This window comes from Variovorax sp. HW608 (genome assembly GCF_900090195.1).
GTDB lineage: Bacteria > Pseudomonadota > Gammaproteobacteria > Burkholderiales > Burkholderiaceae_C > Variovorax.
Window position 1 is genome coordinate 365835 of the sequence record NZ_LT607803.1, and the last position, 25020, is coordinate 390854.

Sequence of the window (25020 nt, forward strand, 5' to 3'; positions counted from 1 at the left end):
AAGGCGCGCTTTGCGTCTGCCAGCGAACTGATCGATGGCCTTGAAGAAGTCGCCAAGCAGTAAACGCGCGGTTGTGCCCAGGGCGTCCGATCGAACCAAGGCCATCCATGCCGACCACGTCGTCAGCATCTCGGAACTCAAGAAGAATCCGGGCGCCGTGGTGGCCAACCAAGCCAAGCCCGTGGCGGTGCTCAACCACAACAAGCCGGTCTTCCATGTGGTGCCAGTCAAGTTCATGGAAGCGGTCTTCGAGGGGCTCGATGACCGCGCGCTGTACGCGAAGGTCATGAGCCGACTGGGCGACCTGGACAAGGCCGTCGCCGTGGATATCAAGGATCTTTGAGATTCGCCCTCGACGTGCCGAAGTACCAACTCAAGTTCCTTCCTGAGGCGCTCGAGGAATTCAAGGCGCTGGACGGCTCGATCCGGCAAAAATTCAAGAAGCGGCTGGACGAGCCGCACGTGCCTGGCAGCGCGCTGCACCGCGATCTGAAAGGTGCCTACAAGGTCAAGCTGCGCAAGGAAGGGTTTCGCCTTGCGTACATCGTCAGGGACGAAGAGTTGGTCGTGATCGTGATCGCCGCCGGCAAGCACGAAGACAACGAGGTCTACGAGGCCGCGGCGGGCCGAATGTCAAAGCCACAGACGCGCTGGTGCTGAAAGCGTGATCGCACAGGTGGACACCGACCGTCGCGACTTGGGGCAGCGTCAGTCCAACCGGACGTTGCTGTTCGCGATCGCGCGGCCCCAGGCCTCGGAGTCGTGCCGAAGAAAGACCGCGAATTCGGCGGCCGTGCCGCCGCGAGGCACCTGCGTGAAGTCAATCACCTTCTGGCGGTACTCGTTGCTCAAGGCAATGTCCTGGAGCACTCGGGAGAGCTGGTCGACGATCGGCTGCGGCGTGGAGGCGGGCGCAAACAATCCATTCCACGAGTACAAGGGCGAGCCGAGCTCGAGTTCGGCGATCGTCGGTGCGACGAAACGCGCCATCACGTCGGCCGACGTGCCCGCCGGCAGGGTGACCACGATGCGGATCGCGCGTTCGGATAGCGTGCCTGGGGCGCCGCCCAAGGGTGAGCAAGCGAGGCCGCCGCGGCGCACATGAACCGCAGGGCAAAGCGCCGGGTCGGGCGCAGGCGACGCGTGTCGTCGACGAGCTGGAAGGAGGGGTCTGTCGTCATGCGGTCTCCATTGCGATTGTTCATGGACACAGGCGGGCGCGTATGCGCCTCAGACTGATGGGCGTCCGGGCTGTTGTCCGTCCGAAAGGAAGGGATAGTCGGTGTACCCGCGGTGGTCGGGCGAGTAGACGAATGCTTCGTTCAGGGGATTCAATGCCGCATTGGTTTGCAGGCGCCTGGGGAGATCCGGATTGGCGATGAACGGACGCCCGAACGAAACCAGGTCGGCATACGAATTCAGTGCCGCCTCGGCTTGCTCGCGCGTGCGAAAGCCGTTGTTCGCGATATAGAGTCCGCGGAAGTGGTGCCGCACGGCCGCGTAGTCGATCTTCGCTGTGGGTGGCTCCGCCGTGGTCGAGCCCTCGACCACATCGACGTAGCAGATGCCCAGTTCGCTCAATGCCGACAATGCCGTTCGCAGGAGCAGGTCCGGTGACGAATCCCGCAGGCGATAGTTGGTCGGATTCGCCGGTGACAAGCGAACGCCCACCCGGTGCTTTTCCCAGACCTGGCTGACCGCCTCCACCACTTCCAGCATCAGCCGGCAGCGGTTCTGGACCGATCCGCCGTAGCTGTCGCGGCGCACATTCGAGGAATCGCGCAGGAACTGATCGAGCAGGAAGCCATTGCCCGCATGGATCTGGACGCCATCGAACCCGGCATCCAGGGCGGCACGCGCGGCCATGCGGTATTCCTGCACGATGCCCGGCATCTCCTGAAGCGTCAATTCGTGGGGGACGAGCAGCGGCTTTCTGCCCTCTGCCGTGCGCACGGTGGCGCCGGGCAGCAGCGCCGAAGGTCCGACAGGCAAGGCGCCGCCGGGCTGGGTCAGCGGATGCGAGTTGCGGCCGCAGTGCCAGAGCTGGCAGAAGATGTGCCCGCCACGCCGATGAACGGCTTGCGTCGCCAAGCGCGCGCCAGCGACCTGTGCTTCGGTGTAGATGCCCGGCGTGTTCGGCAAGCCGACGCCGCGAGCAGAGACGGCCGTGGACTCCGTGACGATCAGCCCGGCGGTTGCGCGCTGTGCGTAGTACTCGGCGTTGAGCGCCGTGGGCACGCCGTCGCGGCTGCGGTCCCTCGACATCGAGGACATCACCATTCGATTGGCCAGCGCAAGAGGGCCGAAGGCCACTCGATCGAAGAGGCTCTTACGATCGGCGGACACGGATCTCTCCCGGGCGTTGCAGAACGAACAAGGCGGGCTCTGCGCTTGCGCAGCGAGCTTGCATCAACGGTGGCGGCTCTGGGGCACTCACGAGATGCTCATCTGCAAGGGCGTGGTCTGGAACGCCAACTGGCGCCATCTGCCTTCGTGGAGCGCCCAGACCTGAAGGACGCGGGAATCGATCCGCACGGTGCCGCTGCCGTTCTTGCGCACGGCCACCAGCAGCTGTCGACCGGTCATCACCGCGACCTCGCCCAGCACCTGGACCTTCAGGTCCGAACGATCGATCTGCCTGTAGTCCACATGCGTGCCCCCGGAGCGGAAATAGCTCTCGTAGTCGTCGACCTGGCCCTTTGCGTGCACGTGGGTCAATTCGGGATGCAGGATCTCGCGCAGGCGGGCGAAATCTGCGCGTTTCATCGCGTCGCAGCGCTGTGCCTCGAGGTCCAGCAGCGTTGCGGTGACTTCGGCGGCGCAGGAAATGGATTGCGTCATGAACTGCTCTCTCCCTCTGTTCAGTCGAGTTGAATACCGGATGCAGTCCGAGCCGGGAGGCGGCTCAGGCGAAGGTGTGGGCAGTCTTGACCACGGGGAGAGCTCCTGCGCACAGCGGCCCCGCGATCAGGCTGTCGTGGCAGGTCATGCGAACCCGTCGGCCGCATGGGCCGGTGCAAGGGACAAATGCCGGCAGGCCCTTTCGAGCAGCGCACCGATCTCGTCGGTCCGCGCGGCGACGCCATACACGATGTGATCGGGACGAACCAGGGCTGCTGCGCAGCCGTGGCGTGCAAACCAGTCAGCCACGAGGCCATCGGCCTCGGCCAACTGCAGCATGCCTGGCGGGGGAGCGGCGCCTGCGAAGCTGATGACCTGCGCGCCGAGGGCTTTCAGCGTCTCGTGGCACGGCGCCAGCAGGCCGGCATCCGGCGTGTCCTTGAGCACGAGCTGGAAGCCGCCTTCGATGAGGTCGTCCATCATCTGCGGCGCCCGGTCGTTGCCCAGGTGGCAGCTGGGCTGCGGGAACGGAGTTCCGGCGGGCCGCACATCCCGGTCGATCAGGCCATGGTGGACACCGGGAAGCAGGTTCTGGCGCAACTGCATCCTGACCTGGCCGCCCTGCGCGTCGCGCAGGCGCTGATCGCGCTCCCGGGCCCGGACGGGGTCGCGCTCGCAGATGATCTGTCCGAGCCGCTTGACCGTGGCCGTGATCTCCTCGACCTGAGGCCCGCGCTCCCGGCCGTAGCTGTCCAGCAGCGCATCGCCGGCACGTCCCGCGAGCACCCAGTCGAGCTTCCAGGCGAGGTTCACCGCGTCGCGCAGCCCCTGGCACATGCCCTGGGCAAGGAACGGCGGCATCTGGTGGGCCGCATCGCCAGCCAACAGCACCGGGCCGCTGCGCCAGTGCTCGAGGACCACGGCATGAAAGCGGTAGGTGGCCGCTCGCCAGATCCGTGCCTCGTCGGGCCGCAGCCAGGGCGAAAGCAGTGCCCAGATCGCCTCGTGCGGCATCTCGCGCTGCTCGGCCTCGTGGGGCAGCAGCAGGAACTCCCAGCGCCGGTGCGTGCCGGGCCCCACCACGTACGTGCAGGCGCGCGCCGGGTTGCAGTACTGGATGTTGGTCGAAGGAAGCTGCGCGAGCTTGTCCTCGTTGACATGCATGTCCACGACGATCCAGGGCTCGACGAACTCGAGGCTCTTGAGTTGCAGGCCCAGCCGCTTGCGGATCGGGCTGGTGCCGCCATCGCAGGCCACCACATACCGTGCCCGCATCTGGCTCTGCGTCCCATCGCCTGCAAGCACGCTCAGGAGCGCGCCGTCGTCGGCCTGCCGCAGATCGACGACCTCCTGTCCGAGGTGCACGGTCACGCTGGGCAGGGCCCGGACTGCCTGGCGCAAGGAGGCCTCGAGGGCCGGCTGGTTGAAGGTATAGGAGGGGGCCCAGCCGAGCGGGTACGGCGGCGGCCCCATGTCGAAGTGCTGGATCCGCTCGCCGTCGGCTCCGAGATACAGCGTGGGGCGGTACGGCGTCATGTGCGGCGCCATCGTTCCTGCGATCCCGATGCTCTGGAAGGTGCGCATGGCCTCGTGGTCCAGCGCGAAGGCGCGGGGGAGGGGGTAGATCTCGGTCGACTTGTCGAAGACGGCCACACGGTGTCCGCGCTGGCCGAGCAGGGCGGCCAGGGAAGCGCCCACCGGCCCGAAGCCGACGATCGCGACGTCGCAGGTTTCAAGTTTGATGTCGTGCATGAATCATTCCAAATGCGTGTGATGGAAATTGTGCATAAAGTAATTGCTTATGCACTAAGGGTTCGTCCCGATGTGGCGCCTTCGGGTCTCGCCAAAAAATGCACAAACCGATTTAGATGCATGATCTTGTCAAAGGAGACCCCATGTCGATGATGAAGGCAGCACGCCTGCACCGCGTTGGAGCGCCGATGGAAATCGAGCAGCTCCCTGTTCCTCAACCGGCCGCCAACGATGTCCAGGTTCGGGTGCGTGCCTGCGGCATCGTTCCGAACCTCGGCAACATCCTGGCGAACTGGACGACCTGGTTCCCCGAGTTGCCCCTTCCTCCGTTGCCGGCCATCTTCGGCCTGGATCCGGCCGGCGAGGTGACCGCCGTCGGGTCGCATGTGCACACATGGAAGCCCGGTGACCGGGTCTATGTCAACCCGGGGCTGTACTGCGGAGGCTGCCGCGCGTGCCGAAGCGGCGATCTCATCAACTGCACGCACTACGCGTTCAGCGGCTACTTCGGCTTTTCGCAGAACTCGCTCAAGCTCTACAAGAACTACCCCTACGGCGGCCTGTGCGAATACATGATCGCGCCGCAGTACGCGCTGGTGAAGCTCCCGGACAACGTCAGCTTCAATCAGGCGGCGCGCTTCGGTTATCTGGGGACGATGTATTCGGCCATGCGCAAGGCCCACGTCGGACCCGGCAAGAGCGTCCTGATCAATGGCATCAGCGGCACGCTGGGGATCGGCGGCGCGCTGTTCGGCCTCGCCATGGGCGCCACGCGGATCCTGGGGACCGGTCGCAACCGGGAACTGCTGGAACGCGTGAAGGCGCTGGCACCCGACCGTATCGAGGTGTTCTCGAATGCGCACGGCGAGACCATCGACGCCTGGGCGAAGGAGCGCACCGGCGGACTCGGCGTCGACGTGTTCATCGACGCGCTGGGACCGGGTGCTCCGCATGAATCCCTGCAGCAAGGCGTGCGCGCGCTCAAGCGCGGGGGGCGTGCTTACAACATCGGCGCCATCGCCGGCATGGTGGGCATGGACCTGCACACCATGATGGACGATCAGCAGAGCATCGAAGGCTCTGCCTGGTTCACAGCCGGCGAGGGCCAGGACATGGCCGACATGGCGGAGGCAGGTACGCTGGATCTGTCGGTGTTCGAGCACGAGTGCTATCCACTCGACCGCATCAACGAGGCCATCTCCGGAATTGCCACCCGAAACGGGGGCTTCAGCAACTTCGTGATCAATCCTTGAGCAAGGAGCCGAACATGCAGATCAGACGCGTAGTGGCCGGGACCGGCCCCGACGGCAAGGCCGTCGTGATGTCGGACGGCGTGGCGCCGCGTCGCGCCGAGTTCAGCACGGTGGCGGGCTTTGAGGCGTCGCTGCTGTGGTCCACGAGCGCAGACGCGCGCGTTGGCCAGGGCGCCGTGATTGCAGATCGAACCCCTGAGGTCGGGTTCGTCCCTGCTGCTGGCGAGTCCCGGTTGATGATCGTGACCTTTCCGCCCGATTCGGTGATGATGCGCGCGGACTTCGATGGGGCGGCATTCGGGGCCGAGTTCGCGCGGCTGGTACCGGGACTGGCCGAGACCTTCGAGCCCGATCATCCGGGCATGCATGCCACCGACACCATCGACTACGACGTCGTGCTCGACGGCGAGATCACGCTGGAACTCGACGATGGGAAGCAAGTGCTGCTGCGCAAACACGAGGTGGCGGTGCAGCACGGCAATCGACACGCCTGGCGCAACCTCGGCGACAAGCCGGCGACGATGCTGTTCGTCCTGCTGGGCGCGGCCAGGTCGCGTTGAGGCGGGCCGGTGTCTCGCGCATTCCGTCCCGCGGCTCGTGGTGCCGGCGCGCTACGCGCCGGCCTGCGCGAGCAGCCGGATGTCCTCCAGCAGATCGCCGAGCGCGGTCCGGACGAAGTCGAGGGTCGCCTCAGCGGCCAGCCGGCCTTCGCGCACGCGAGAGTTGATGTTGGCGATGGCTACGTACTCCAGGCTGCGCAGCACGGCGGTGCAGTACGAATCTCGTCGCAGGCTGCCGGAAAGCCCGAGCAGGCGAATGGGGGCGGCGGGGATGCAAGAGGGCATGGCGTTCGTGAAGGCTTTGCAGCGGAGTTATTTCATGCATAAAATAAATGTCATGCACAAAGAAGATATCTCTCACCGCGCTCCGCCGCTGGTCGACCAGGCTTTCGCGCGCTTGCGCCACGGGGTGCTGACGGGCGAGTTCCCGGCCGACACCAAGCTCAAGATCGATGAGCTGCAGGAGAGCTACGGCTTCTCCAGCAGCCCGCTGCGCGAAGCGCTCAGCCGTCTGGCGCAGGAAGGACTGATCCGATCGGACGAGCGCAGGGGTTTCCGCGTGGCCGCGATCTCGGCCGAGGACTTGGCCGACATCACCCGCATGCGCGTGATGCTCGACGTGCCAGCGCTGCGCGAGGCGATCGAGTACGGCGACGATGCCTGGGAGGGCGCCATCGTGTCGGCGTTCCATCGCCTGGAGCGCGTCGAGTCGCGGCTCGCCGACGGCCCTGTCGTGCTGGACGAGGGGTGGTCGGAGTTGCACCGCGCCTTCCACCTGGCGCTGGTAGCGGCCTGTCCGTCCGAGCGGCAGCTTGCCTGGAGTGCCAGCCTGTTCGACCAGGCCGAACGCTACCGGCGCTTCTCCGCGCGCTTTCGCAAGGCCGCGCGGCGCAAGTCGAACGAGCACCGCAAGATCATGGAGGCCACGCTGCGCCGCGATGCGGATACGGCCTGCGCCCTGCTGGAGGAACACATCCTGAGCACGCAGCGCAACGTGGAAGCCGCCCTGAAGTCTGCGCAGAGCCAATAGCGCGGCAGGTTCCCAACCCGACATCTGACGAAAGACGACATGCTCAACGTCCTGCGGCCCACGCCTTCCCATTTCGGCATCTTCGTGACCGATCTGGAGCGGATGGTGGCCTTCTATACCGAGACTTTCGAGCTCACCATCACCGACCGGGGAGTGGGTCGAACATTCAGGAACGAACTCGTGTTCACGAGTGCCAGCCCGGACCAGCACCATCAGCTGGTGCTGGCCTCGGGCCGGCCGGCTGACGCCACCTTCAGCACCGTGATGCAGATCTCGTTCGTGGTGCCGAGCATCCAGCATCTGCGCGACATTTCGGCGAGGGCCGCAGAGCGCGGCGCCACGGAGATCCGCGGGCTGAACCACGGCAACGCGCTGTCGGTCTACATGCGCGATCCCGAGGGCAACACGGTCGAGATCTACGTCGATACCCCGTTCTACGTGGCCCAGCCGCATGGCGATCCGCTGGACCTGTCCAAGGATGATGAAACCCTCCTGCGCGAGACCGAGGAGGCCTGCCGGCGCGATCCGAGCTTCATGCCGCTGGTCAAGTGGCAGGCCCAGTTCGAATCGAAGTCCCCGATTGCGACTTCCACGGCATCCGCGCGCTGATCCGCACTGCATTCCTTCTCTTTCCATTTTTCAGGAGATCCAATGAAACTGTTGTCCTTCATTCATCAAGGCCGCGAGACCTGGGGCGCGGTCGTCGGCGACGGAGTCGTCGATCTGGGCAAGGCCCGGCCGCAGCAGCCCACGCTGGCGGACTACATCGCATCCGGTGACTACCTGCAGGCGGCGCAGCACGTGGAAGGCCTGCCGGTCGTGGGCAAGCTGGCCGACATCAGCTACCTGCCCGTGATTCCGCGTCCGGAGAAGATCGTCTGCGCCGTGCGCAACTACATGGACCACCACCAGGAGGTCCTCGCGGCGGGCATGCAGCGCGAGCTGTCGGAGTTTCCGCCCATCTTCCTGCGGGTCTGGCGCTCGCAGACGGCCCACAACCAGCCGATCGTCCGCCCCCCCGTGTCGGAGTCGCTGGACTGGGAAGGTGAACTCGCGGTCATCATCGGCAAGGGCGGCCGCAACATCCCCGAATCGCAGGCCTACGAGCACATCGCCGGCTACGCCTGCTACAACGATGGCAGCGTGCGTGAATGGCAGTTCCATGCAAAGCAGATCGCCTCCGGAAAGAACTTCGAATCGACCGGCGGCTTCGGACCCTGGATGGTGACGGCCGATGAGATCGCACCGGGCCGCGAGCTGAAACTCGAAACCCGCCTCAATGGCGAAGTGGTCCAGTCGAGCCACACAGGGCACATGATCTTCAGCATCCCGCGACTGATCAACTACGCCTCCACCATCTTCACGCTCACGCCGGGCGACGTGTTCATCACCGGCACGCCGGCAGGCGTGGGCTGGAGCAAGAAGCCGCCGCGCTTCATGAAGCCGGGCGACCTGTGCGAGGTCGAGATCGAAGGCATCGGTGTCCTGAGCAACCCGATCGTCCAGCAGGACTGAACGCCGGCGCCCGCCTGGCTCGCTGGCCGCGGCGCCGATCGCGCAGCGAGCGGTCATCCCATCCCTATCACCGGAGACAAACCATGCGGCGCAGAGCCCTTCTTGCTGCAGGCCTCGGTTCGGCCTGCGCGATGCCACTTCCCTGCTTCTCCCAGAGCTATCCCGACAAGCCGATCAGGATCCTCCAGGGCTTCGCGGCCGGCGGAAACGCCGACACCATCGCGCGCGTGGTCGGCGCGGAGATGTCGAAGAGCCTGGGCCAGCCCTTCATGGTCGAGGCGCAGGCCGGCGCCGGCGGCACGATCGCCGCCGCGACCGTGGCCCGGGCGAAGCCCGACGGCTATACGCTGCTCCTGGCCACAGGAGGCCATGCGGTCGCGGGCGCGCTGTACAACAAGCTCAACTACCAGACGGTGTCGGACTTCCAGATGGTCTCGACCGTCACGTTCTTTCCCTTCCTCCTCGTGGTCCGGGGCGATTCCCCATACCGCAGCCTGTCCGATCTGCTCAAGGCCGCGCGTGCCGACGCGCGCAGCATCTCCTACGGCACGGCCGGCATCGGCTCGACGCACCACCTTGCCGGCGAACTGTTGGTCAAGAGTGCGAAGGCGGACATGCTTCACGTCCCCTATCGCGGCGATGCAGCCTCGGTGACGGCGCTGATCGGCGGCGAGGTGCCCTTCATCATCGCTCCGCCGACCGCCGTGATGCCGAACATCAAGGCGGGCAGGCTCAGGGCCGTCGCGACCACGGGGGCGCAACGATGGAGCCTGATGCCGGACCTGCCGACGGTCGCGGAGCAGGGTGTGCCGGGCTACGACGTGACCTCCTGGGCCGGCCTGATGGCGCCGGCGGGAACGCCGCGAGCGATCGTCGACCCGTTGCAGGCAGCCGTCCTGAAGGCGCTGAAGGCGCCGGAAGTCCGCGCCCGGCTCGAGGACATGGGCGGCGAGGCGCGCGGCAGCACGCCGGAAGAAATGAAAGCAATGGTGGGTGACGAACTCAAGAAGTGGACCGTCGTTGTCAACGACGCACATATACCCAAGCAGTGAGGACTTATGTCTCTGATCGAAATCCGAAAGCGCAGTCTCACCATCGAGACGATCTACCACGAAGGCGGGCCGCCCGTCACGGTGCCGCTGAAACTCGCGGCCGCGTGCGCCGTCGTGAAGAATCCCTATGCGGGACGCTATGAACCCGACCTGATGCCCTTCATGGCCGAACTGCGCGCGCTGGGTACGCTCCTGGCGACCGAGCTCGTCGACGTGCTGGGACGCGACAAGGTCGAGGTCTACAGCAAGGCAGCGATCGTCGGCGTGAATGGCGAAATGGAGCATGGCGCCGTCTGGCACGAGGCAGGTGGCTGGGCCATGCGTTCCGTGCTCGGGGAGCCGAAGGCGATGGTGCCCGCGGCCAAGGCCGTCGCGGCGACCGGCTATCGCCTGATGGTGCCCTTGCACTACATCCACGCGTCCTACGTGCGCAGCCACTACAACAGCATGGAAGTGGGGATTCAGGATGCGCCGCGTCCGAACGAGATCCTGTTCGCGCTGGTGATGGGGACCGGGGGGCGCGTTCACGCGCGGCTCGGAGGCCTGACGAAGGACACGGTCTCGGTGCACGATGGCCAGCGCTGAAGTCATCCCCGACACGATGCGCGCGGTGCAGGTCCGCGTCCCGGGAGGTCCCGAGGCGCTGGAACTCGTGGAGCTGCCGGTTCCTGCCTGCGGGCCGGGCCAGGTCCTGGTGCGCGCCGGCGCCATCGGCGCGGGCGGACCCGACGTGCTGATCCGCAAGGGCATCTACAAGTGGATGCCGCCGCTGCCGGCCATTCCCGGCAACGAGATGGCCGGTACGATCGCAGCCGTCGGAGACGGCGTCGATCCGGCGCGAATCGGCCAGCGCGTGCTCGTGAGTTCGCGCGAACTGCCCGAGCGCGGCGGTTGCTATGCCCAGTACATCGTGGTTGACGCGGACGCTCCTTTTGCGCTGCCGGACGGCATCAGCGACACCGAGGCGGTGAGCCTGGGCAACGTGCAGCTGGCGCAGGCGATGCTGCTCGGAACCAACGGCGGCCTGCCGGTGCGGTCCATTCTCGTGCCGGGCGCGGCGGGTGGCGTCGCGACGGCGCTGGTGCAGCTCGCGGCGCACCATGGCATGACGGTCATAGGCACCGCTTCGACGCCGGCCAAGCGTGCGCATGCGCTCGCCCACGGTGTCACGACCCTCGTCGACGGCGACCCGGCAGGCCTGCCCCAGCGGGTGCTGGAGGCCACGAACGGCCGGGGCGTGGATCTTGCCTTCGACCATGTGGGCGGCATGCACATGAAATGCTCGATGCCGGTTCGGCGCTCGGCAAGCTGGTGCTGAGGCCCTGACGGAGGGAGCCAGGTCGGATGGGCGAGTGTAGGCCGAACGCGCCGTCCGAACCATGGATGCGTGGGCGATGGATCAGGCGCCGGATGTTGCCCTAGATGAATTCCCCTGCGCCGACGCGCTCGCGCCCTGCGAGCCTGGCAGGCGGGCTTGAACGCTCGCGCAGGCGTCGTGTGGTACCTCGTTCAGGCAAAGGCAACGGGCAGTCCTCGCGTGCCATGCTTGGCGAGATCCGCTGACAATCGGCCCGTTGCGCCCAAGCCCTACTCGGTGGAGCTGCGCCAGAACATGCTTCCCGACGAAGCCATCGACGAATCGTCTTGGCAAGGCCGCCAGCTCGTCCGACGGCAACTCCATGTACAACTCTGCTCCATCGGTCACGAGGCCGGTGCTTAGCAGCAGGGCCTCCGTGACGTAAGGCCATGGGTTGGAGCGGGGAGGAGGGGATCAAAGAGGGTAGCGGAGGCGACGTACAGTGGTGCGCAGGTAGAACCCGGTGTCGTTGCGCCGTCCCCACAGCAGGATGTGACTGCATCGGGCTTCCGCCTCAGGCAGCCGGCATGCCTTCGAGCGTAGCTACCGCGGCCTGCAGGCCATCCAAAACGCGGTCTGCCACCAAAGGCGAGAAATCCTTTGGCAGCTGCTCTCGGACTTCTGTGATGGCGCTTGGCGTCTTTGCAATCAACTCCTGGATGATGTCTTCAGCGTCGCGGCCAAACCCCACCTTTTGGGCTGTGCTGTTGAAGTGCCGACGCTGGATGGTGACCATGTTGTGGTGCCTGTTCTTACCGAGGAGCGCCATCGCCATCTTCACCTCGTAGGGTGACCACTGGTTTGGGCCGTTGCCCAGGATCGGATAAGCCGACATCACGTCATACATCTTCGTGAGCCGGAAGGCGCCGCCAGCCAGCAGCTGGATGCTGAAGTTCTTCGCATGGCCGTCCGGCGCGCGCAGCAACCAGAACAAGACCTGCGAGGCCATCAAGGTGCGCATGTCCTCAGCCGCGTTTGCAGACTGCTGCAGCATGGAGAACAGCTTCACCAGACCTGGTCCACCCTCGTTCTCGTACTTCACCAAGGGTGACGTTCCCGTGGCTTGGCAGAAATCCTCTTGGGGCAGGCGCAACAGCCGTCCGTCTGAGGTCATCCGCCGGTCAAAGCGCTCGACCACGAGGACGCGCTGCTTCCCGAAGGCTGCGATGGTGGCGTCAGCCGTGGGAAGGCCGTAGGCCTTGAGCAGCTTCAGGCACAGCCACTCGTTGTCGACCGATGTCGTGAAGTCTGCTTGGCGGCCGCCAATCAGACCCAGCGGGAGCTTGAAGATGTGTGTGGTCGGAGTCGTACCGCGGGGCTTGTGCCAAGCACCGTTCCACCAGAGGTAAGCGTCCTTTTCCTGGGCGCCGGCGAGCGAAATGCGGAAATCATCATTCGGGTCGACTGCAGCGTCGAACCTTTCCGGGTTCACAACGCCCAGCAGGTGGCGCTCGATGGACTCATCGTCCAGCGTTGCGGCTTCAATCTGGTCGACGGCAGTCGGGGTTTCATCCTCGTTGAGCAACTGGATCGCGCCCACGCAATCTCGCCCGATGGCGCGCAGCAGGTCGAAGGAGTCGACCGACCCAGTCTTGAAGCGCGCCGCTACGCGCTTACGAATGGCCTCGCTGTCGGGCAGGAGGTTGTCGAAGTAGTGTTCGACCACCGAGCCCTTGATGGCGTCGTTGTGAGGTGTGAATGGCAGGGACAGGGAGAGCGGACGGCCGACCTTCGAACGCACCCAGTTCTCCTCGTAGCGCAGTTCCATGTCGCCGCGCGCCGGGATCGTCCAACGGCCGACGCGCTCGCCGTTGGACCACAGGCCCAGGGATTGACTGTGCGAGGGTCGCCCCATGTCACCACTCCGTTGCCGAAGACTTGGAGGGTGCCGTTCCTCGTGCACCCAACTTCAGCTCGAGGCCCAGGGCCGAGCACCAGGTCAGCAGTTGCTTGAAGCTCAATTCCTCGGGATGGAGCTCGAGGTAGGAAACTCGGTTCTGGCTCAAGTCCAACTTGGCCCCGATGGTCGCTTGGTTCATCTTGAGCCGTTTGCGCGTGCTGCGTAGCGCTTGGCCGAGTTGATCGCCGGTGAGCAGCGGTTGTGCAGGAAGTGGGTCCATAGGATAGCCGTATCTGAGCTATCCTGATTTTATCCTTTATTCAGCTATCCTTCAAATAGCTTCAATACAGCTATTTGTTGATTATCTGAAATTCAGCTAGCAGCTGGCGATGAGGGCCCTTTTACTCGGGGAAGGGCTCCCGACACCGACTTCCTCCAAAAACGAAGGAGGGCATCTTCTGGGCTTCGATCATCGAATCGTGCGGAGCTCGTGTCGTCGCGTGCAGGGTCTCGCTGCCCGTTGGCTGAAAGGGTGCTCAACCCGTTCATCGCGCCCGAGTTCGTGGCCGAGCCCAGAGCGCAGCCCAAAATCACCATATGGCCTCGAATGCCTGGGACACCACCTGGGTACCGCGAGTCATCAGGTCCTTCGTAGAACACCTATGACAACCTGCAGCTTGGCGGGGTCGCCTCCCTCTTCGCTCGCGAATATCGAGGCTAGGGAATCAGCGTCATCCCCGCGTTCTGTGCTGCCCCCTTGTCGAAGGTCATCGTCCGGTCGCAACCCGCGCCCGCGGACGTTATCTGGATCAAGCAGTCCGCAAAATCCGCCGAAGTCCCACCATAGACCCGCAGTGCTTTGCCCACGAGTTCTGCCCGGTCAATCACAAGTTCCTTGGTGCGAAGCAGAGCGTCGAGCGATTGCGCGATCTGCTGGCGCTTCAGCTCGTAGGAGGATCCGAGCACCCAAACCAGCTCGACGATAGAAACCAAGGACAGGAACCCGGGCTCCTCGATCGTCAGAGATTCGACAAGCTTATTCGCCTTGGCTACCTGCCTGGCGTCGTCTTGCATGATGTAGCGGACGACGACGTTCGTGTCGAGTCCGATCATCGAGCCGCCGAACCTCTGGCCTCAATGGCCCTGTTCATTTCCTCAATCGATACGGTTCTTACCGGTCGCCCGAACATTCCCTTGAGGGATTTGATCGACTGCGTCGCTGCAATCAATTCGAATCGCCCGGGTTCCACCTGGACGAATTCGACACGATCGCCGGCATCGACGTGCAGCGCTTGCCGGACCTCGGCAGGAATGGTGATCTGGCCTTTGCTCGAAACAGTAGCGGTAGTCATCTGAAAACCTCCTTTCCTTACAATAATGTAAGGAAGTCGGCATGTCAAGAATCCGGGCCTTTGACTGACCCAGCCGGAGGGCATGAATCGTTGGCGTTCAGCGCAAGGCTCTGTCGGTGCGTGGCGAGCTGCGATGCGAGATCGGCCGCGCGCCGCCCTGCAGCCGCAGCGCGCTCGCAAGTCACTGCAACCTCCACTCGATCAGTCAGAAGATTTCTTGCCTCGCGGCGGCCGGCCGGGCGGCGTCTTTTCGGTGTCTGCTTCCTGACGCGCTTCGAGCTGCCGCAGCGCGGCCGCGGTCGCCGCCTGACTCTCGCGCAGCTGCGCCATCTCGCGCTCGGCCTGCTCCTGCTGGCGCTGCAACTGCGAAGCAAGGTCGCCCGCTCGCTGCTCCGCTGCGCTGACCCGCTCTCGAAGCGTGGCCAACTCGATCTGGGTCGCGGGCCGGAATCCCCGAATGTTGGCTGTTCACGTCACAAATGTTGGAAAGGGGAGACCGCCACCGGCGCGCCATCGTCTACCCCGCTGGAGCAGCGACGGCGTTCACAGAACGGCTTCCAGCCCTTTGCGCGCGATGATGTCGAGCAGTTTCTGCGACGGACCGCTGGGGCGCTTGTCGCCCACCTCCCACTTGCGGACGGTGGACGCACTGGTGTTGAGCACCGAGGCCAGCACGGCTTGGCTCAGGTGCAGACGCTCGCGCAGCGCCTTCACCTTGGCGGCGTCGTAGTCCTGCACCGGCTCCAGGCACAGCACGTCGTATTTCTGCATCTTGCGCTTGTCGATGAAACCAAGGCGATGCAGATCGCTGGCCGTTTCGTGGACGGCCTCGAGGATGCGGCTCTTGGCTTTGGTCTTGGTGGTCATTGGCAGATCTCCTGCAAAGTGCCGTCGGCAACGGCTTCTTCCAATTGCTTCGCGGTGCGCGCCAGCAGGTCGGTAGCGATGGCCTGCAAGCCCGCCAACTCCTCGTCACTGATATTCGCCCGGTCGTTCTTCTCGAACCCGAACACGAAAAACCATCGGTCCCCCTTGTTGGTCGCGACCAGCGTTCTCGCGCCGCCGCGCTTACCGCGACCGGCCAACCCGACGCGCTTCTTCACCACGTCACCGCCGAGGTCGGCATCGATCAGCCCGGCGACCATCTCCTCGACGGCCTTGCACAAGGCGGCATCGGTCAGCTCCGTCTTGCGCATCCATCGCTGGAAGTGGCGGGTTTTGAAGGTTCGGAGCATTCAGCATAATTGTGCCACTTAGTGGCATAGCTTGTCCAGAAAGCAAGAGGCTAGGTTTTGGCTACATGGCAACGGTGCCGCCGTGATTGGAGATCATCCAATTCTTTGGGTGGGTGTCACGTCGCAAGTACCTCTCCTACCCCCGACTCGCTTGACGAACTCGTGGAGAAGCGACGCAGTCGGGGCGGACATGCATGGTTAGCAGATGATTCGCTCGTTTCGGGCCGCTGCTGCACGCGAGGCGCGTTGGCTCCCAGAGGGCGCGTGGCGGGCGCTCAGCGGGTTGACTTTCCGGTGCGCTGGGACGGCGAAGCCTCTTGCGTCTTGCCGTGTTTGTTCTTGCTGCGTGCTTCGATCTGGCGCAGGGCCGCGGCTGTCGCCGCCTGGCTCTCGCGCAGCTGCGCCATCTCGCGCTCGGCCTGCGCCTGCTGGTGCTGCAGCTGCGAGGCAAGGTCGCCCGCTCGCTGCTCGGCTGCGCCGGCCCGCTCTCGAAGCGTGGCCAACTCGACCAGGGTCGCGTGCTCCTGACGCGACCAGGCGGCGGCGGCCTCGGCGTGCGCGGCCTTCTCGGCCTGGAGGGTCTGCCTCGCGGCTTCGAGCGCCCCGCGGGCAGCCTCCTGATCGGCCGCGCGGGCCTTGTGCTCTTTCGCGAGGTCTGCCACGGCCTGACGCGCCGCCACCCGTTCGCGATCGACGTCGGCGAGCAGCCGGCGTTCGTGGGCGACGTGGCGCTGCTCGGCTTCCTTGGCGTCGCGGTGCGCAGCGCCGAGTTCCATCGCGGCTTTCTCTCGCAGCGCTTCCTTGCTCGCTAAGGACTCGTCCAGGGCCTTGCGCAGGCGCCGCACTTCGGCTTCCGCCTCGCTCAGGAGGCGCGCCGATTCCTGCTGCTGCGCGTGCATCTGCGCCTCCATGACCGCGAGTGCCTGCCGAGAGGAGGCCAAGGCCTCGTCCAATGCGACGCGGGCTTGCTCAAAAGAGGCCTCGCGCTGCTGCAGTTCGGATTGCTGTCCGGCGAGAGCCTCGCGCGCGAGCTCGATCTCTCGCCGATCGGCCTCGGACTTCTGGACCTGGACCTTTTCGGCTTCGCGCCGCGCGACGTCCCAGAACTGCTCGGCGGCCTGGAGCACGGCGAGTGAGGGCCCGTCGACCTGGGGCCGCGAGTGAGGCGACAACATTCGCTCACCCCCGAAAACACAACAAATCAATAACTTAGCGAGGCGAAAAGATCAAGTCTTGTCCGCTTCCAGCGACGCAATAGGCTGCACTTTCGGAGCAACGACACCTTTTCATATTTTTCCGAGGTGAACTTGCCGGCAGCGTTCCATCCGTGTGAAATGACCGCTTTCCAACTCATGTTCGGAGGACAGCCAACGCACGTCTCGCAAAAGGAAAGGCCCGGAGCTGCTACCAACAGCTGCCGGGCCCGAATTACCTTCGGGCTAGCAAAGGATGGGGCGATGTTAGGCCTCAGGGATCAACTCGTCAACACCTTTTTTGCATTGTGTCAGTAGTTCGACGCGAAGTATTCATCCTGAAGCAAGAGGCGCAGCGGCTCATGCACTCATGGTCAAGCCCAAAAGCGCGAATAAGTCCACCAGGCCGGCCGTTAGAGGTCCCATGGAAGAACCCTACCGTGATCGCGGCTTGGGCAACAGCTATCTCTGGCACGTCTATAGCCCGCGCGGCAGGACGGATGTGCAACTTCGAAGCGATCTCGAGTACCACCACTTTTTAATAGTCGAGTCCGATCCACTCGTCGTCAGCGTTGACTATGCGCCCGAGGCTCAGATTACTCGGGTGGCGGGGGAGGACATCGCCAGCATTGTCGATGCGGTGCTGGTGTTGAAGTCGGGCCAGGTTATATGGCGCGAAGTGAAGAGCGAAACGTCCTTGGAGGCAGGCGCTGATGCGAGAGCAGAACTTCAGATCATGGCGCAACGTCGAAGCAGCGCCATGCACAGGGTGCGTCATGAAGTGTTCACGGAGTTGGAACTGTACGTTTCTCCTATCCGCCTGCACAACTGGCACCAAGCTATCCCCTGGATCGCGCAAGTTCGGGACTTCCCGCTCGAGGCAGAAGTGGCCGAGATCGATGATGTTCTCAGATCTCATAGACACCCGTTTCGTTTCAGAGACCTCCTGAATCTAGGATCTTCCGATCGAGAGGCAATTTACGGCGCCGCGGTCATCAGCGGTATCCAGACAGGGGCCTTCGCGAGTGATATGGATGCTGAGCCCTTCTGTGACCACACGCTGGTTTTCCTGCCGCGGGACAGAGCCGAATGAGGAGGAGCTCTCTACCCAAATCCGTTCGGGACTATTCGAATTGGAGAAAGTTCACCCCGCCCGTTGATGAGGATGAGCGTGCTCGTTTCGACCGCTATGCCAATGGCGTCAAGCACTACCTTGACGATGGCACGCTGCAGTCCGCTGCGGAGATCGCTGGATGTTCCCCGAGCCGAGTGCGGCAACTCGTGGAGCGCTGCACGAAGATCGCTAACGACGGTCTGCCGTACGGATGGATAGCGCTTGTAGCGGGCGTCAGGCTGAGCGAGTACACGCGCGCAACGCCTCTGCCAGAGGGCCACCATGCTGGCCGCAAGGGAAGCGCCGGTTCGTTCTCCGCCTTCCTAAAGAAGCACCCCGACATTCACGAGGCGATCGATGCGTATATCGCGCGAGGCGCCGCAGTAAAAGGGCGTTCCAAGCTGCCTTTGGTTTTCAGGGTGTTTCGCTATTTCAGACGACTCTGCGAGCAGCGAATCCCTGCGGACCAGTACCCAAACAACTCGGAAAGCAGAGGTCGACGATCAATCGAAAGGTATGTCAATGCCTACAAGCTGCGCCACCCTGAGCTCATCGGTCCATGGCACGGCGAGGACGCTGCAGACGTCGCAAATCTGGGAACAGGACAACACAGCTTCAACTTGGCGAACGTGCCATATTCGGTTGTTGGCATCGACGCCCACGAGCTTCACTGCGTAGGCACAGTCGTTGTCGACGGACCGGGTGGCCCGCGAGCGATCCCCATCGAACGGATCTGGATCTACGCCGTCATTGACGAAGGAGCACGCGCCGTGTTGGGTTACTCGGTAGCGGTCGCGTCCGAGGTTTCGTCCGGGGATTTGTTGCGAGCGGTCAGACGGTGCACGGAAAAGTGGGTCCCAAGGGACATCAAGATCGGCGGCTACTCCTATTCGCCAGGCGCGGGACTTCCGTACGGCACGATTCCTGGCTTGGGCCCTTGCCGACCCGCATGCGTGAAACTGGACAACGCCCTGGCTCATTACGCCAAGATCATTCAATCCGATATGCGGCGATCGCTCGGATGCGCGGTGACGTGGGGTGCGGTCGGAAAGTGGTGGCGCAATGCCGTGACGGAGCGAATGTTCCGAACCCTGGAAGAGCGCGGCTTCCAGCGTCTTCCATCTTCCACCGGATCGAATACCCAAGACCCGCACCGCGGAAAATTTGTCGAGGAGGCCACCAAGGGGCCGATCGAATTCTCCGAACTGGTCGACATGGTCGATGTGCTGTTCGCTGAACTCAATGCGCAAAACCACAGCGGGCTGGGTGGGATCTCCCCGTTGAAAGTCTTGAGCAATCACGCACGGTCGCCGTATCACGTCATTCAACGTCCTCCTCCGCCTCCGAGTGCATTCACTCCAAAGCTCGGCGTGGTGGTCGAACGGGTCTGCATCCGGGGAAGTTATCCGAACGGCCGACGTCCGTACTTTGAACTCGATGAGCAGAAATACACAAGTCCCGAACTCGCCGACGAATTTCGGCTGATCAAGAAGTATGCGTACGCACATGTGGATCAAGATGACATGCGGCAGATCGAGCTGTATACGGAGCAAGGACAGAGCCTTGGAACCGCGGTTCCTCAAAGTCCGTATTGGCGCACAACTCCGCACAGCCGCGACCTGCGAAAGCAGATCAACAGATGTGTGAGGCGCGGTGAGATCGAGAACGCCTCGGGCGTCGATCTCATCGACGAATACATGGCCTTCTGTGCACGCAAGGCCTATTCGGGCAATGACCCGAAGAACCCCAAGATCTCGAGGGCGGCCACAGCGGCCGCGGCAGCTGCGAACGAGACGGGACGTCCGGTGCGAGCGCGGAGACGCACGACACAGCTCGATCTAGAGGAGCCACCACCTCAGCCTCGGATGCCCCCCCATATTGGCTCTACCGACTGGAACAGGTACTGACGATGAAAAGCATCAACCCACTTCTTCTTGAAGGTCCGGCTCGGGAAAGCGCATACGCGTCACATCCCGTAGTGAGCTGTAGTGCGCATGTCGCCACGCCGGTGGTTGAGGTCACCGAAAAGCTGATCTCACAAGTTGTCTTCACTCGAGAAGTCGGCCACTACTGGATCGGTGAGCCGCGAATCGGAAAATCATTCGCGATCGACCTTATCGCCGACACCTTGGCGAAAAAATTCCCCGAAGCTCTCGTTCAGATCTGGATAGCCAAGGACCACGCGAGAGAGTCGGAGACGAACTTCTACGCCGACGTCCTTCTTGACCTGGGACATGGCGCCGTGCGTGGAAACATGTCGGACAAGCGAACCGATGTGATACAGACCGTCATCGGCCAGTGTCGCAGTGCCAACTGCAAAACCTTCGTTCTGATCGCCGACGAAGCGCAAAACTGGGGTGAGTTTGAGCTTGGCAACCTCAAGGGACTTGTGAACGACATCGTCAGGATCGGAAAACTCACCGTGGTCACCATCTTTTTTGCCCATCCCATGATTGAGACCGAGCGCACAAAGATGCTCAAGTTCAACAGAACTGATCTCATCGATAGGTTCCTCGCATTCAGGCACACGTTTGGGGGGATAGGCAGCGGCGAAGACCTCAAGACCACATTGGATGCATACGACAACCCTCGTCGCCATCAATACCCGGAGGACAGCGGCATCTGCTTCTCCCAGTTCTTCCTTCCCAAGTCCTACGGATTTGGGTGGCGGCTGGGTCAAGAGGCCGAGGCAGCATGGAAAGCATTTGTTGCGGCGGCGCCGTTGCGAGTTGATCACCGGTCGCACACGGCAAGCATGAACATCGTCGCAAAGGCGATCCGAAACTTCTTCTTCCTCGCCCAGGATCGCGAGGAGGCTTCGCTATTCGGCGCAGACATCTGGACGACCGCGTTCAGACAGGCTCAACCATCACGCTCCTAGTGAAAGCATCGAACCATATGGACAAGAAGCCGTGGATATGGTCGGCCAAGTGGATATTTCCGTATGAAGGCCCCTACACCCAGTTGGCGAAGCTCGCCGTGGTGAACAGAATGGACGAGCGCAAGCTATCGAGAGTACTTTTCAAGACTGCGGGGAATGGCGGGGAGATCGATGGCGATGGCCTTCATGCCCGCAGTTTGCTGATCGAGCATCGAGGAATCCGACCCCCTGCGCAGCTCGCCCAGGCTGGCCTCCATCTGGACCAATCCATGCTGGGTAGATTGAGCCCAAAGTGGTACCGCGCGATCGCCGGGGATGAGCAGTTTCGGTATTGCAGGACGTGCCTGGGCAATGGGTTCGCGGCTTCAGTGTTTCAGATCGATGCTCTGGCTCGCTGTCCTATTCACGATGAGCCACTCAAGAGCACCTGCGTGAGCTGCGGCGCACCGACGGCGCGCTATGCACTCACGGCGGCAGCTTTTTCCGTTCCCATGAGATGCGTCGCGTGTCACGCCATGCTCGCACCTGCGTGGACTCTGACGGACATGATCATCAATTGGAGAAGACCGTTGGCGAGTCGGAGGCTTACTGCGATGCACCGATGGCTTCTGGATGTCTCCGCGGCATCGATCGATGCGGACCGAATCTTCGATTGGCCCAACCGTGCGGATCCAGCTGAGAGACGTCTCGCTGCGTTCGAGGTCTTGCGTCGGCTCGTTCCCTTGAATCTGGCCGAACGGTATCTCAGGTCGAGGCCTTCGCGTGTGCGGCAGGTATCCTCCCGGACATTCGAGCGAGTGACCAAGCCTTCACCAGATTCAGAGCGCTCACGTCGCCAGGTCTACAAGTCGATGCGCCGCCATTTCGCGAGGTGCTTCGGCGTGGATGCTCGTCATCTCCATTGGCCGTTGGACAATCATCTGTACACCGATCGCTTCGGTCACATACTCGCAAGGGATGGGCGCGTCTCGCCGGACGTCCACGGATTCCATCTTTGGCGTTTGCGTTTCGAGTCGGCGCCCATCCATTCAGGCCTGCGACCGCTGGGATTCTCGCTATCGCTGCGCGATGTCGCGCGATTGCCGCATCTCATTACGGGCGACCTGCCTACTTGGGGCGGGTTTGTTTTGGCTTGTCTCAAAGCGGATCTCGCGAGTACCGCGCGATGGCAGGAGAGGGTTGGTTCCCCCGAGCGGAACGCCGCTCCCGAATACGAGGCTTGTGCGGCGTGGACATCAATGCTGCGCGAATTCGCCGCCGATCTTAGCCCCACCACAGACTGGCCGAACACTGTGGCATGGGCCATCCTTTCCGATTCCTCGGGCCTGAGCGCCCGATCGCGAATCATCGTCGTGTACTACAACGAAGGCCGGGTGTTAAAGGGCGGGATCAGATGACAGAGGAATTCGTTCGCCTGGAGATGTTGAATGCGCCCTTCGGACTTGACGGGTCGGACGGGGACTATCGCTACCCACCGGGTCATTGCGACGTGGACTGTGTCGACGATGTCGGTGCGGCACGGCTCTGGCTGAGTGAACATGAAGAAAGCGAATCCACCTGGCGCGTTTATCGCAGAGCCGCGGAATTGCTATTCAACTGGGCATGGTTCATCAACCGAAGGGCGGTCTCGTCCATGCGCGAGGAGGATTTCGACCTTTTTCTGCGGGCCCTGATCGACCCGCCGAAAGATTGGCTGCAACGACGAGGGCGCAGCAGGTTGGACGGCTCGCGCAGTCCCATGAACAAGCCAATGGGAGACGCAGGCCTTTCAGTGGTCGTACGAGTTTTGAAGTCGTTGATCGGATGGATGCATCGGCATGGTTATGCCCACCTTCGTTTTGCACGCTCTTCGAACGCGTTTCTCAGTGCCGAAGAGTACACCCGAAGGGTGAGTCGCACCCCTGCCGATCCCATGCGGCTGGCTGAATGGCATCACGTCTGCTGGGTGCTCGACACACATTGCGCGCTGGGGACACGAGCAGCCATCGAACTCATCTACTTTTGCCAACTCCGGCTCGCCGAAGTTTCGAACCTTCTGTGGGGCCATCTTCGCGAGCCACGCGAAGGGTTTCCGGCGTGGGAACTGCTGATTGCCGACTCACGCCCGCCGAGGCGCCTCCTGGTTGCAGAGCCGGCGGGGCTGACGTTGAAAAAGCTGCGAGCTGAAGCTGAGTGTCTGTTTCCCGTGAGCCCACAACGCCGCTTATTCAAGCCAAGAGAGGAAACTCTTCGGGGGCACATCGAGCGAGTCTTTGTGCGGGCAGCCCTCAGAGCGAACGACCTCGGAGATGTGGAATCCGCCCAGGCACTGGGGGGGCGGAGGGTGCGCTCGCTGAGGAGAGCCTGCGAGTCTCATGTCCCTTTGGAATGGCGTGAGCGATGGAGCTACTGCCGGGATGGCGTCGCGTCCACAGCGGCTGTTCAACCCGGCGGGCAAGATCCCGAAGAGGGCGCGTTCTTGCGGCACCCATGGGCGGCGAACCATCCTCTGAACGAACTCTGGGATCGCTTGCGACCAGGCTGGGAGCATGCTGCGGGCGAGCAGTCGCCTGATCGGCGCTGATTTGCGCTGCGAAATGTTTAGCGATATTAATCGAGCTGCACGCCCGCCGTCTTGATGACCCGGCCCCAGCGCGCGCGCTCCTCGCGCGCCGCGTTGCGAAAGTCTTCGGGCGCGCCGGCCATTGATTTGAAGCCGGAGTTGGCGAAAAGCGCGACCACGTTCGGATGCGCAAGCGCCTTGTTGAGCTCGGCATTGAACTGGGCGACGACGTCGGCGGCATGCCGGCCGGGCCATCCTTGGACACGCGCTGCCTTGTCAGCGTGGCCCGGATTGTCTCGCGCTTCGCGAAAGCGCAACCTTGTGCAGAAGCTCGGGCGGCATCAAGCGCTCGCCCTTGGACAAGTCGCTGAGCGATTCCTGCTCGCCTTCCAGCACGCTTCGTGTGGCCTTTGTGGCAAGAGTCGCGCCTTCGGGTGTTGTGCGCAGGTATTGAGCCCTGCGATCGGTCGCGTGCGGTATGCGCTGGATCAGTCCCCGTTTTTCGAGCCGCTCGATCCATGCGGCGATGTTCGGTGCGGTGACCGCGAGCGCCTTGGCCAGGCGGGCAGCCGAGACGTCGGGATTCTCGTGAATGAGGCAAAGCACTGTGTATTCGACGGGGCGTAGATCAAAGACGGCGCCCACCTGCTCGGAGAACACGGCATCCGTGACGATCGTCGCCTGCGCGAGTTGGTAGCCGAGCACGAGATGCAGGGAGGCTTCAATCAAGTGGCCAGCTGGCGTGGCGTCTGCGGGGGTGCTTCTGTTCTTCGGCATCGCGTGCATTGTCGGGCTTGGTGCATTGGTTCATTACATTAATCACATTGAGCGGAGATCCATTCCTTGAGTGCCTTTTTGTCTAGTGGTGTTCCGCAATAATAAAGTCCGCCGAAAAGAATAAAGTCTGCCGCCTCTGTGACGTAAAGTCCGGCGCAATTTATCGCCACGGACGTAGCGCAGCCAACAGCCAGTTCAACTGAAATCCCGAAGCGGGACAAGAACTTAGATAGAGAAGTGTGAGCCGGACGTGAGTTGTGCTCAAGAATTGCAAGCTCTCGACCCACCATTCGCGGCCCATCGGTTTCCGGCCGAACCCTGCACCGATGTGCGGCCGGCAGCCAATGCCGCGGCGCTGGTCGCATGCCGGCCAAGGCTGATAGCTGTCTTGGCGGCCTCTTGCGGGCCAATCGGCTTGCAGATCCAGCCTTCGGCCGCTCCCCAGAACGAATGGTGCCACCGAACATAGAGAGTCCAGCCCCTATACTTCTCCCGGAGAACAGACGCGGAATTCAACGATGGGACAGCCATCGCGCCAGCGTAGCCTGAAGACGCTTTGCCGCGGCGACTAGCCGACAAGCTGAAAGCGCCATTCGGCGGTTCCACTGTTGTCGTAACCCACCATGGTCCGCACCGTGGATCCTTGGCCGCGGCCTTTGCGTCCGACTGGATATCCGGTGCCTTCGTGAGCGAGTTGCCAGAGGAGTTCTTTGAAGTTCCGATGCT

At 63.2% G+C, this 25020-nt stretch carries 30 protein-coding genes; 15 read left to right on the forward strand and 15 right to left on the reverse strand.

Translation table 11 applies throughout. The annotated features are described in order from the left end of the window. The first annotated feature begins 34 nt into the window (after positions 1-34). On the forward strand, positions 35-343 hold the full coding sequence (locus VAR608DRAFT_RS01630) for a type II toxin-antitoxin system Phd/YefM family antitoxin (protein ID WP_157730551.1): 309 nt from the start codon (positions 35-37) through the stop codon (positions 341-343). Continuing rightward, a complete protein-coding gene (locus VAR608DRAFT_RS01635; protein ID WP_231973124.1) occupies positions 340-660 on the forward strand; it encodes a type II toxin-antitoxin system RelE family toxin in 321 nt (106 codons plus the stop codon). The genes VAR608DRAFT_RS01630 and VAR608DRAFT_RS01635 overlap by 4 nt, the downstream gene beginning before the upstream one ends. A 48-nt stretch (positions 661-708) precedes the next feature. Here the strand turns inward: VAR608DRAFT_RS01635 and VAR608DRAFT_RS01640 are convergent, their stop codons facing one another. From VAR608DRAFT_RS01640 to mhpA, 4 genes are all read right to left on the reverse strand, one after another. Beyond that, on the reverse strand, positions 709-1071 hold the full coding sequence (locus tag VAR608DRAFT_RS01640; protein ID WP_088952480.1) for a tripartite tricarboxylate transporter substrate-binding protein: 363 nt from the start codon (positions 1069-1071) through the stop codon (positions 709-711). A gap of 159 nt (positions 1072-1230) precedes the next feature. Next, on the reverse strand, positions 1231-2346 hold the full coding sequence (locus VAR608DRAFT_RS01645) for an alkene reductase (protein ID WP_231973126.1): 1116 nt from the start codon (positions 2344-2346) through the stop codon (positions 1231-1233). Positions 2347-2433: 87 nt separating this feature from the next. Beyond that, complete coding sequence (locus tag VAR608DRAFT_RS01650; RefSeq protein ID WP_088952482.1) at positions 2434-2841, reverse strand: nuclear transport factor 2 family protein; 408 nt, start codon at positions 2839-2841, stop codon at positions 2434-2436. Between the two features lie 144 nt (positions 2842-2985). Continuing rightward, positions 2986-4593 carry a bifunctional 3-(3-hydroxy-phenyl)propionate/3-hydroxycinnamic acid hydroxylase MhpA gene (mhpA, locus tag VAR608DRAFT_RS01655; RefSeq protein ID WP_088952483.1) on the reverse strand — a complete coding sequence of 536 codons (1608 nt, stop codon included), beginning with the start codon at positions 4591-4593 and terminating at the stop codon, positions 2986-2988. Between the two features lie 143 nt (positions 4594-4736). Between mhpA and VAR608DRAFT_RS01660 the strand changes: the two genes are divergently transcribed. Both VAR608DRAFT_RS01660 and VAR608DRAFT_RS01665 read left to right on the forward strand, forming a co-directional pair. Further along, complete coding sequence (locus VAR608DRAFT_RS01660) at positions 4737-5846, forward strand: alcohol dehydrogenase catalytic domain-containing protein (protein WP_088952484.1); 1110 nt, start codon at positions 4737-4739, stop codon at positions 5844-5846. A gap of 14 nt (positions 5847-5860) precedes the next feature. Beyond that, positions 5861-6406 (forward strand): cupin domain-containing protein, encoded by a 546-nt coding sequence (locus VAR608DRAFT_RS01665; protein ID WP_088952485.1) that lies wholly within the window; start codon positions 5861-5863, stop codon positions 6404-6406. A 51-nt stretch (positions 6407-6457) separates the two neighbouring features. On the opposite strand, the gene VAR608DRAFT_RS01670 is transcribed toward VAR608DRAFT_RS01665, so the two are convergent. Next, positions 6458-6691: a hypothetical protein gene (locus VAR608DRAFT_RS01670; RefSeq protein WP_088952486.1), complete on the reverse strand. Its 234-nt coding sequence runs from the start codon at positions 6689-6691 to the stop codon at positions 6458-6460. A 34-nt stretch (positions 6692-6725) separates the two neighbouring features. On the opposite strand from VAR608DRAFT_RS01670, the gene VAR608DRAFT_RS01675 reads away from it, so the two are divergent. The 6 genes from VAR608DRAFT_RS01675 to VAR608DRAFT_RS01700 all read left to right on the forward strand — a co-directional run bounded on the left by VAR608DRAFT_RS01675 (position 6726) and on the right by VAR608DRAFT_RS01700 (position 11321). After that, positions 6726-7436, forward strand: a complete 711-nt coding sequence (locus tag VAR608DRAFT_RS01675) for a GntR family transcriptional regulator (RefSeq protein WP_088958547.1) — start codon at positions 6726-6728, stop codon at positions 7434-7436. A gap of 39 nt (positions 7437-7475) precedes the next feature. Then, a complete protein-coding gene (locus VAR608DRAFT_RS01680) occupies positions 7476-8045 on the forward strand; it encodes a VOC family protein (protein WP_088952487.1) in 570 nt (189 codons plus the stop codon). Positions 8046-8087: 42 nt separating this feature from the next. Continuing rightward, positions 8088-8951, forward strand: coding sequence for a fumarylacetoacetate hydrolase family protein (locus VAR608DRAFT_RS01685; protein ID WP_088952488.1), 864 nt, complete (start codon positions 8088-8090; stop codon positions 8949-8951). An 83-nt stretch (positions 8952-9034) separates the two neighbouring features. Further along, positions 9035-10003 (forward strand): tripartite tricarboxylate transporter substrate binding protein, encoded by a 969-nt coding sequence (locus tag VAR608DRAFT_RS01690; protein WP_088952489.1) that lies wholly within the window; start codon positions 9035-9037, stop codon positions 10001-10003. Positions 10004-10009: 6 nt separating this feature from the next. Continuing rightward, a complete protein-coding gene (locus tag VAR608DRAFT_RS01695; RefSeq protein WP_088952490.1) occupies positions 10010-10588 on the forward strand; it encodes an amino acid synthesis family protein in 579 nt (192 codons plus the stop codon). Then, a complete protein-coding gene (locus VAR608DRAFT_RS01700; protein WP_088952491.1) occupies positions 10575-11321 on the forward strand; it encodes an alcohol dehydrogenase catalytic domain-containing protein in 747 nt (248 codons plus the stop codon). Before VAR608DRAFT_RS01695 ends, VAR608DRAFT_RS01700 begins: the two co-directional genes overlap by 14 nt. A gap of 553 nt (positions 11322-11874) precedes the next feature. Here VAR608DRAFT_RS01700 and VAR608DRAFT_RS01705 read toward each other — a convergent pair. The 8 genes from VAR608DRAFT_RS01705 to VAR608DRAFT_RS01740 form a co-directional block, all read right to left on the reverse strand. Beyond that, positions 11875-13215, reverse strand: a complete 1341-nt coding sequence (locus tag VAR608DRAFT_RS01705) for a type II toxin-antitoxin system HipA family toxin (protein ID WP_088952492.1) — start codon at positions 13213-13215, stop codon at positions 11875-11877. 1 nt (position 13216) lies between these two features. Continuing rightward, complete coding sequence (locus VAR608DRAFT_RS01710; RefSeq protein WP_088952493.1) at positions 13217-13480, reverse strand: transcriptional regulator; 264 nt, start codon at positions 13478-13480, stop codon at positions 13217-13219. 437 nt (positions 13481-13917) lie between these two features. Next, positions 13918-14313 (reverse strand): PIN domain-containing protein, encoded by a 396-nt coding sequence (locus VAR608DRAFT_RS01715; protein ID WP_088952494.1) that lies wholly within the window; start codon positions 14311-14313, stop codon positions 13918-13920. Beyond that, positions 14310-14552: an AbrB/MazE/SpoVT family DNA-binding domain-containing protein gene (locus VAR608DRAFT_RS01720; RefSeq protein ID WP_088952495.1), complete on the reverse strand. Its 243-nt coding sequence runs from the start codon at positions 14550-14552 to the stop codon at positions 14310-14312. The genes VAR608DRAFT_RS01715 and VAR608DRAFT_RS01720 overlap by 4 nt, the downstream gene beginning before the upstream one ends. 201 nt (positions 14553-14753) lie before the next feature. Continuing rightward, positions 14754-14978 (reverse strand): hypothetical protein, encoded by a 225-nt coding sequence (locus VAR608DRAFT_RS01725; RefSeq protein WP_088952496.1) that lies wholly within the window; start codon positions 14976-14978, stop codon positions 14754-14756. A 117-nt stretch (positions 14979-15095) separates the two neighbouring features. Beyond that, positions 15096-15419 carry a helix-turn-helix domain-containing protein gene (locus VAR608DRAFT_RS01730; protein ID WP_088952497.1) on the reverse strand — a complete coding sequence of 108 codons (324 nt, stop codon included), beginning with the start codon at positions 15417-15419 and terminating at the stop codon, positions 15096-15098. Continuing rightward, complete coding sequence (locus tag VAR608DRAFT_RS01735; RefSeq protein WP_088952498.1) at positions 15416-15787, reverse strand: type II toxin-antitoxin system RelE/ParE family toxin; 372 nt, start codon at positions 15785-15787, stop codon at positions 15416-15418. The genes VAR608DRAFT_RS01730 and VAR608DRAFT_RS01735 overlap by 4 nt, the downstream gene beginning before the upstream one ends. 275 nt (positions 15788-16062) lie before the next feature. After that, complete coding sequence (locus tag VAR608DRAFT_RS01740) at positions 16063-16914, reverse strand: hypothetical protein (RefSeq protein ID WP_157730552.1); 852 nt, start codon at positions 16912-16914, stop codon at positions 16063-16065. A 490-nt stretch (positions 16915-17404) separates the two neighbouring features. On the opposite strand from VAR608DRAFT_RS01740, the gene VAR608DRAFT_RS01745 reads away from it, so the two are divergent. Genes VAR608DRAFT_RS01745 through VAR608DRAFT_RS36650 form a run of 5 tightly spaced genes read left to right on the forward strand, consistent with a single transcriptional unit; the run spans position 17405 to position 23538 of the window. After that, positions 17405-18073: a hypothetical protein gene (locus tag VAR608DRAFT_RS01745; protein ID WP_157730553.1), complete on the forward strand. Its 669-nt coding sequence runs from the start codon at positions 17405-17407 to the stop codon at positions 18071-18073. Continuing rightward, positions 18070-20001, forward strand: coding sequence for a hypothetical protein (locus VAR608DRAFT_RS36640; RefSeq protein ID WP_157730554.1), 1932 nt, complete (start codon positions 18070-18072; stop codon positions 19999-20001). The genes VAR608DRAFT_RS01745 and VAR608DRAFT_RS36640 overlap by 4 nt, the downstream gene beginning before the upstream one ends. A gap of 2 nt (positions 20002-20003) precedes the next feature. After that, positions 20004-20975: an AAA family ATPase gene (locus tag VAR608DRAFT_RS01750; RefSeq protein WP_157730555.1), complete on the forward strand. Its 972-nt coding sequence runs from the start codon at positions 20004-20006 to the stop codon at positions 20973-20975. Positions 20976-20992: 17 nt separating this feature from the next. Further along, the gene (locus VAR608DRAFT_RS36645) at positions 20993-22372 is read left to right on the forward strand and encodes a hypothetical protein (RefSeq protein WP_157730556.1); all 1380 of its coding nucleotides are present in this window, start codon (positions 20993-20995) and stop codon (positions 22370-22372) included. Next, positions 22369-23538 (forward strand): hypothetical protein, encoded by a 1170-nt coding sequence (locus VAR608DRAFT_RS36650; protein WP_157730557.1) that lies wholly within the window; start codon positions 22369-22371, stop codon positions 23536-23538. The genes VAR608DRAFT_RS36645 and VAR608DRAFT_RS36650 overlap by 4 nt, the downstream gene beginning before the upstream one ends. Positions 23539-23564: 26 nt before the next feature. Here the strand turns inward: VAR608DRAFT_RS36650 and VAR608DRAFT_RS01755 are convergent, their stop codons facing one another. Together VAR608DRAFT_RS01755 and VAR608DRAFT_RS01760 are read right to left on the reverse strand one after the other, a co-directional pair. Further along, positions 23565-23834: a tripartite tricarboxylate transporter substrate-binding protein gene (locus tag VAR608DRAFT_RS01755; protein WP_088952502.1), complete on the reverse strand. Its 270-nt coding sequence runs from the start codon at positions 23832-23834 to the stop codon at positions 23565-23567. Then, entirely contained in the window at positions 23794-24294 is a 501-nt protein-coding gene (locus tag VAR608DRAFT_RS01760) for a MarR family winged helix-turn-helix transcriptional regulator (RefSeq protein ID WP_157730558.1), read from the reverse strand. The genes VAR608DRAFT_RS01755 and VAR608DRAFT_RS01760 overlap by 41 nt, the downstream gene beginning before the upstream one ends. Positions 24295-25020: the final 726 nt, after the last annotated feature.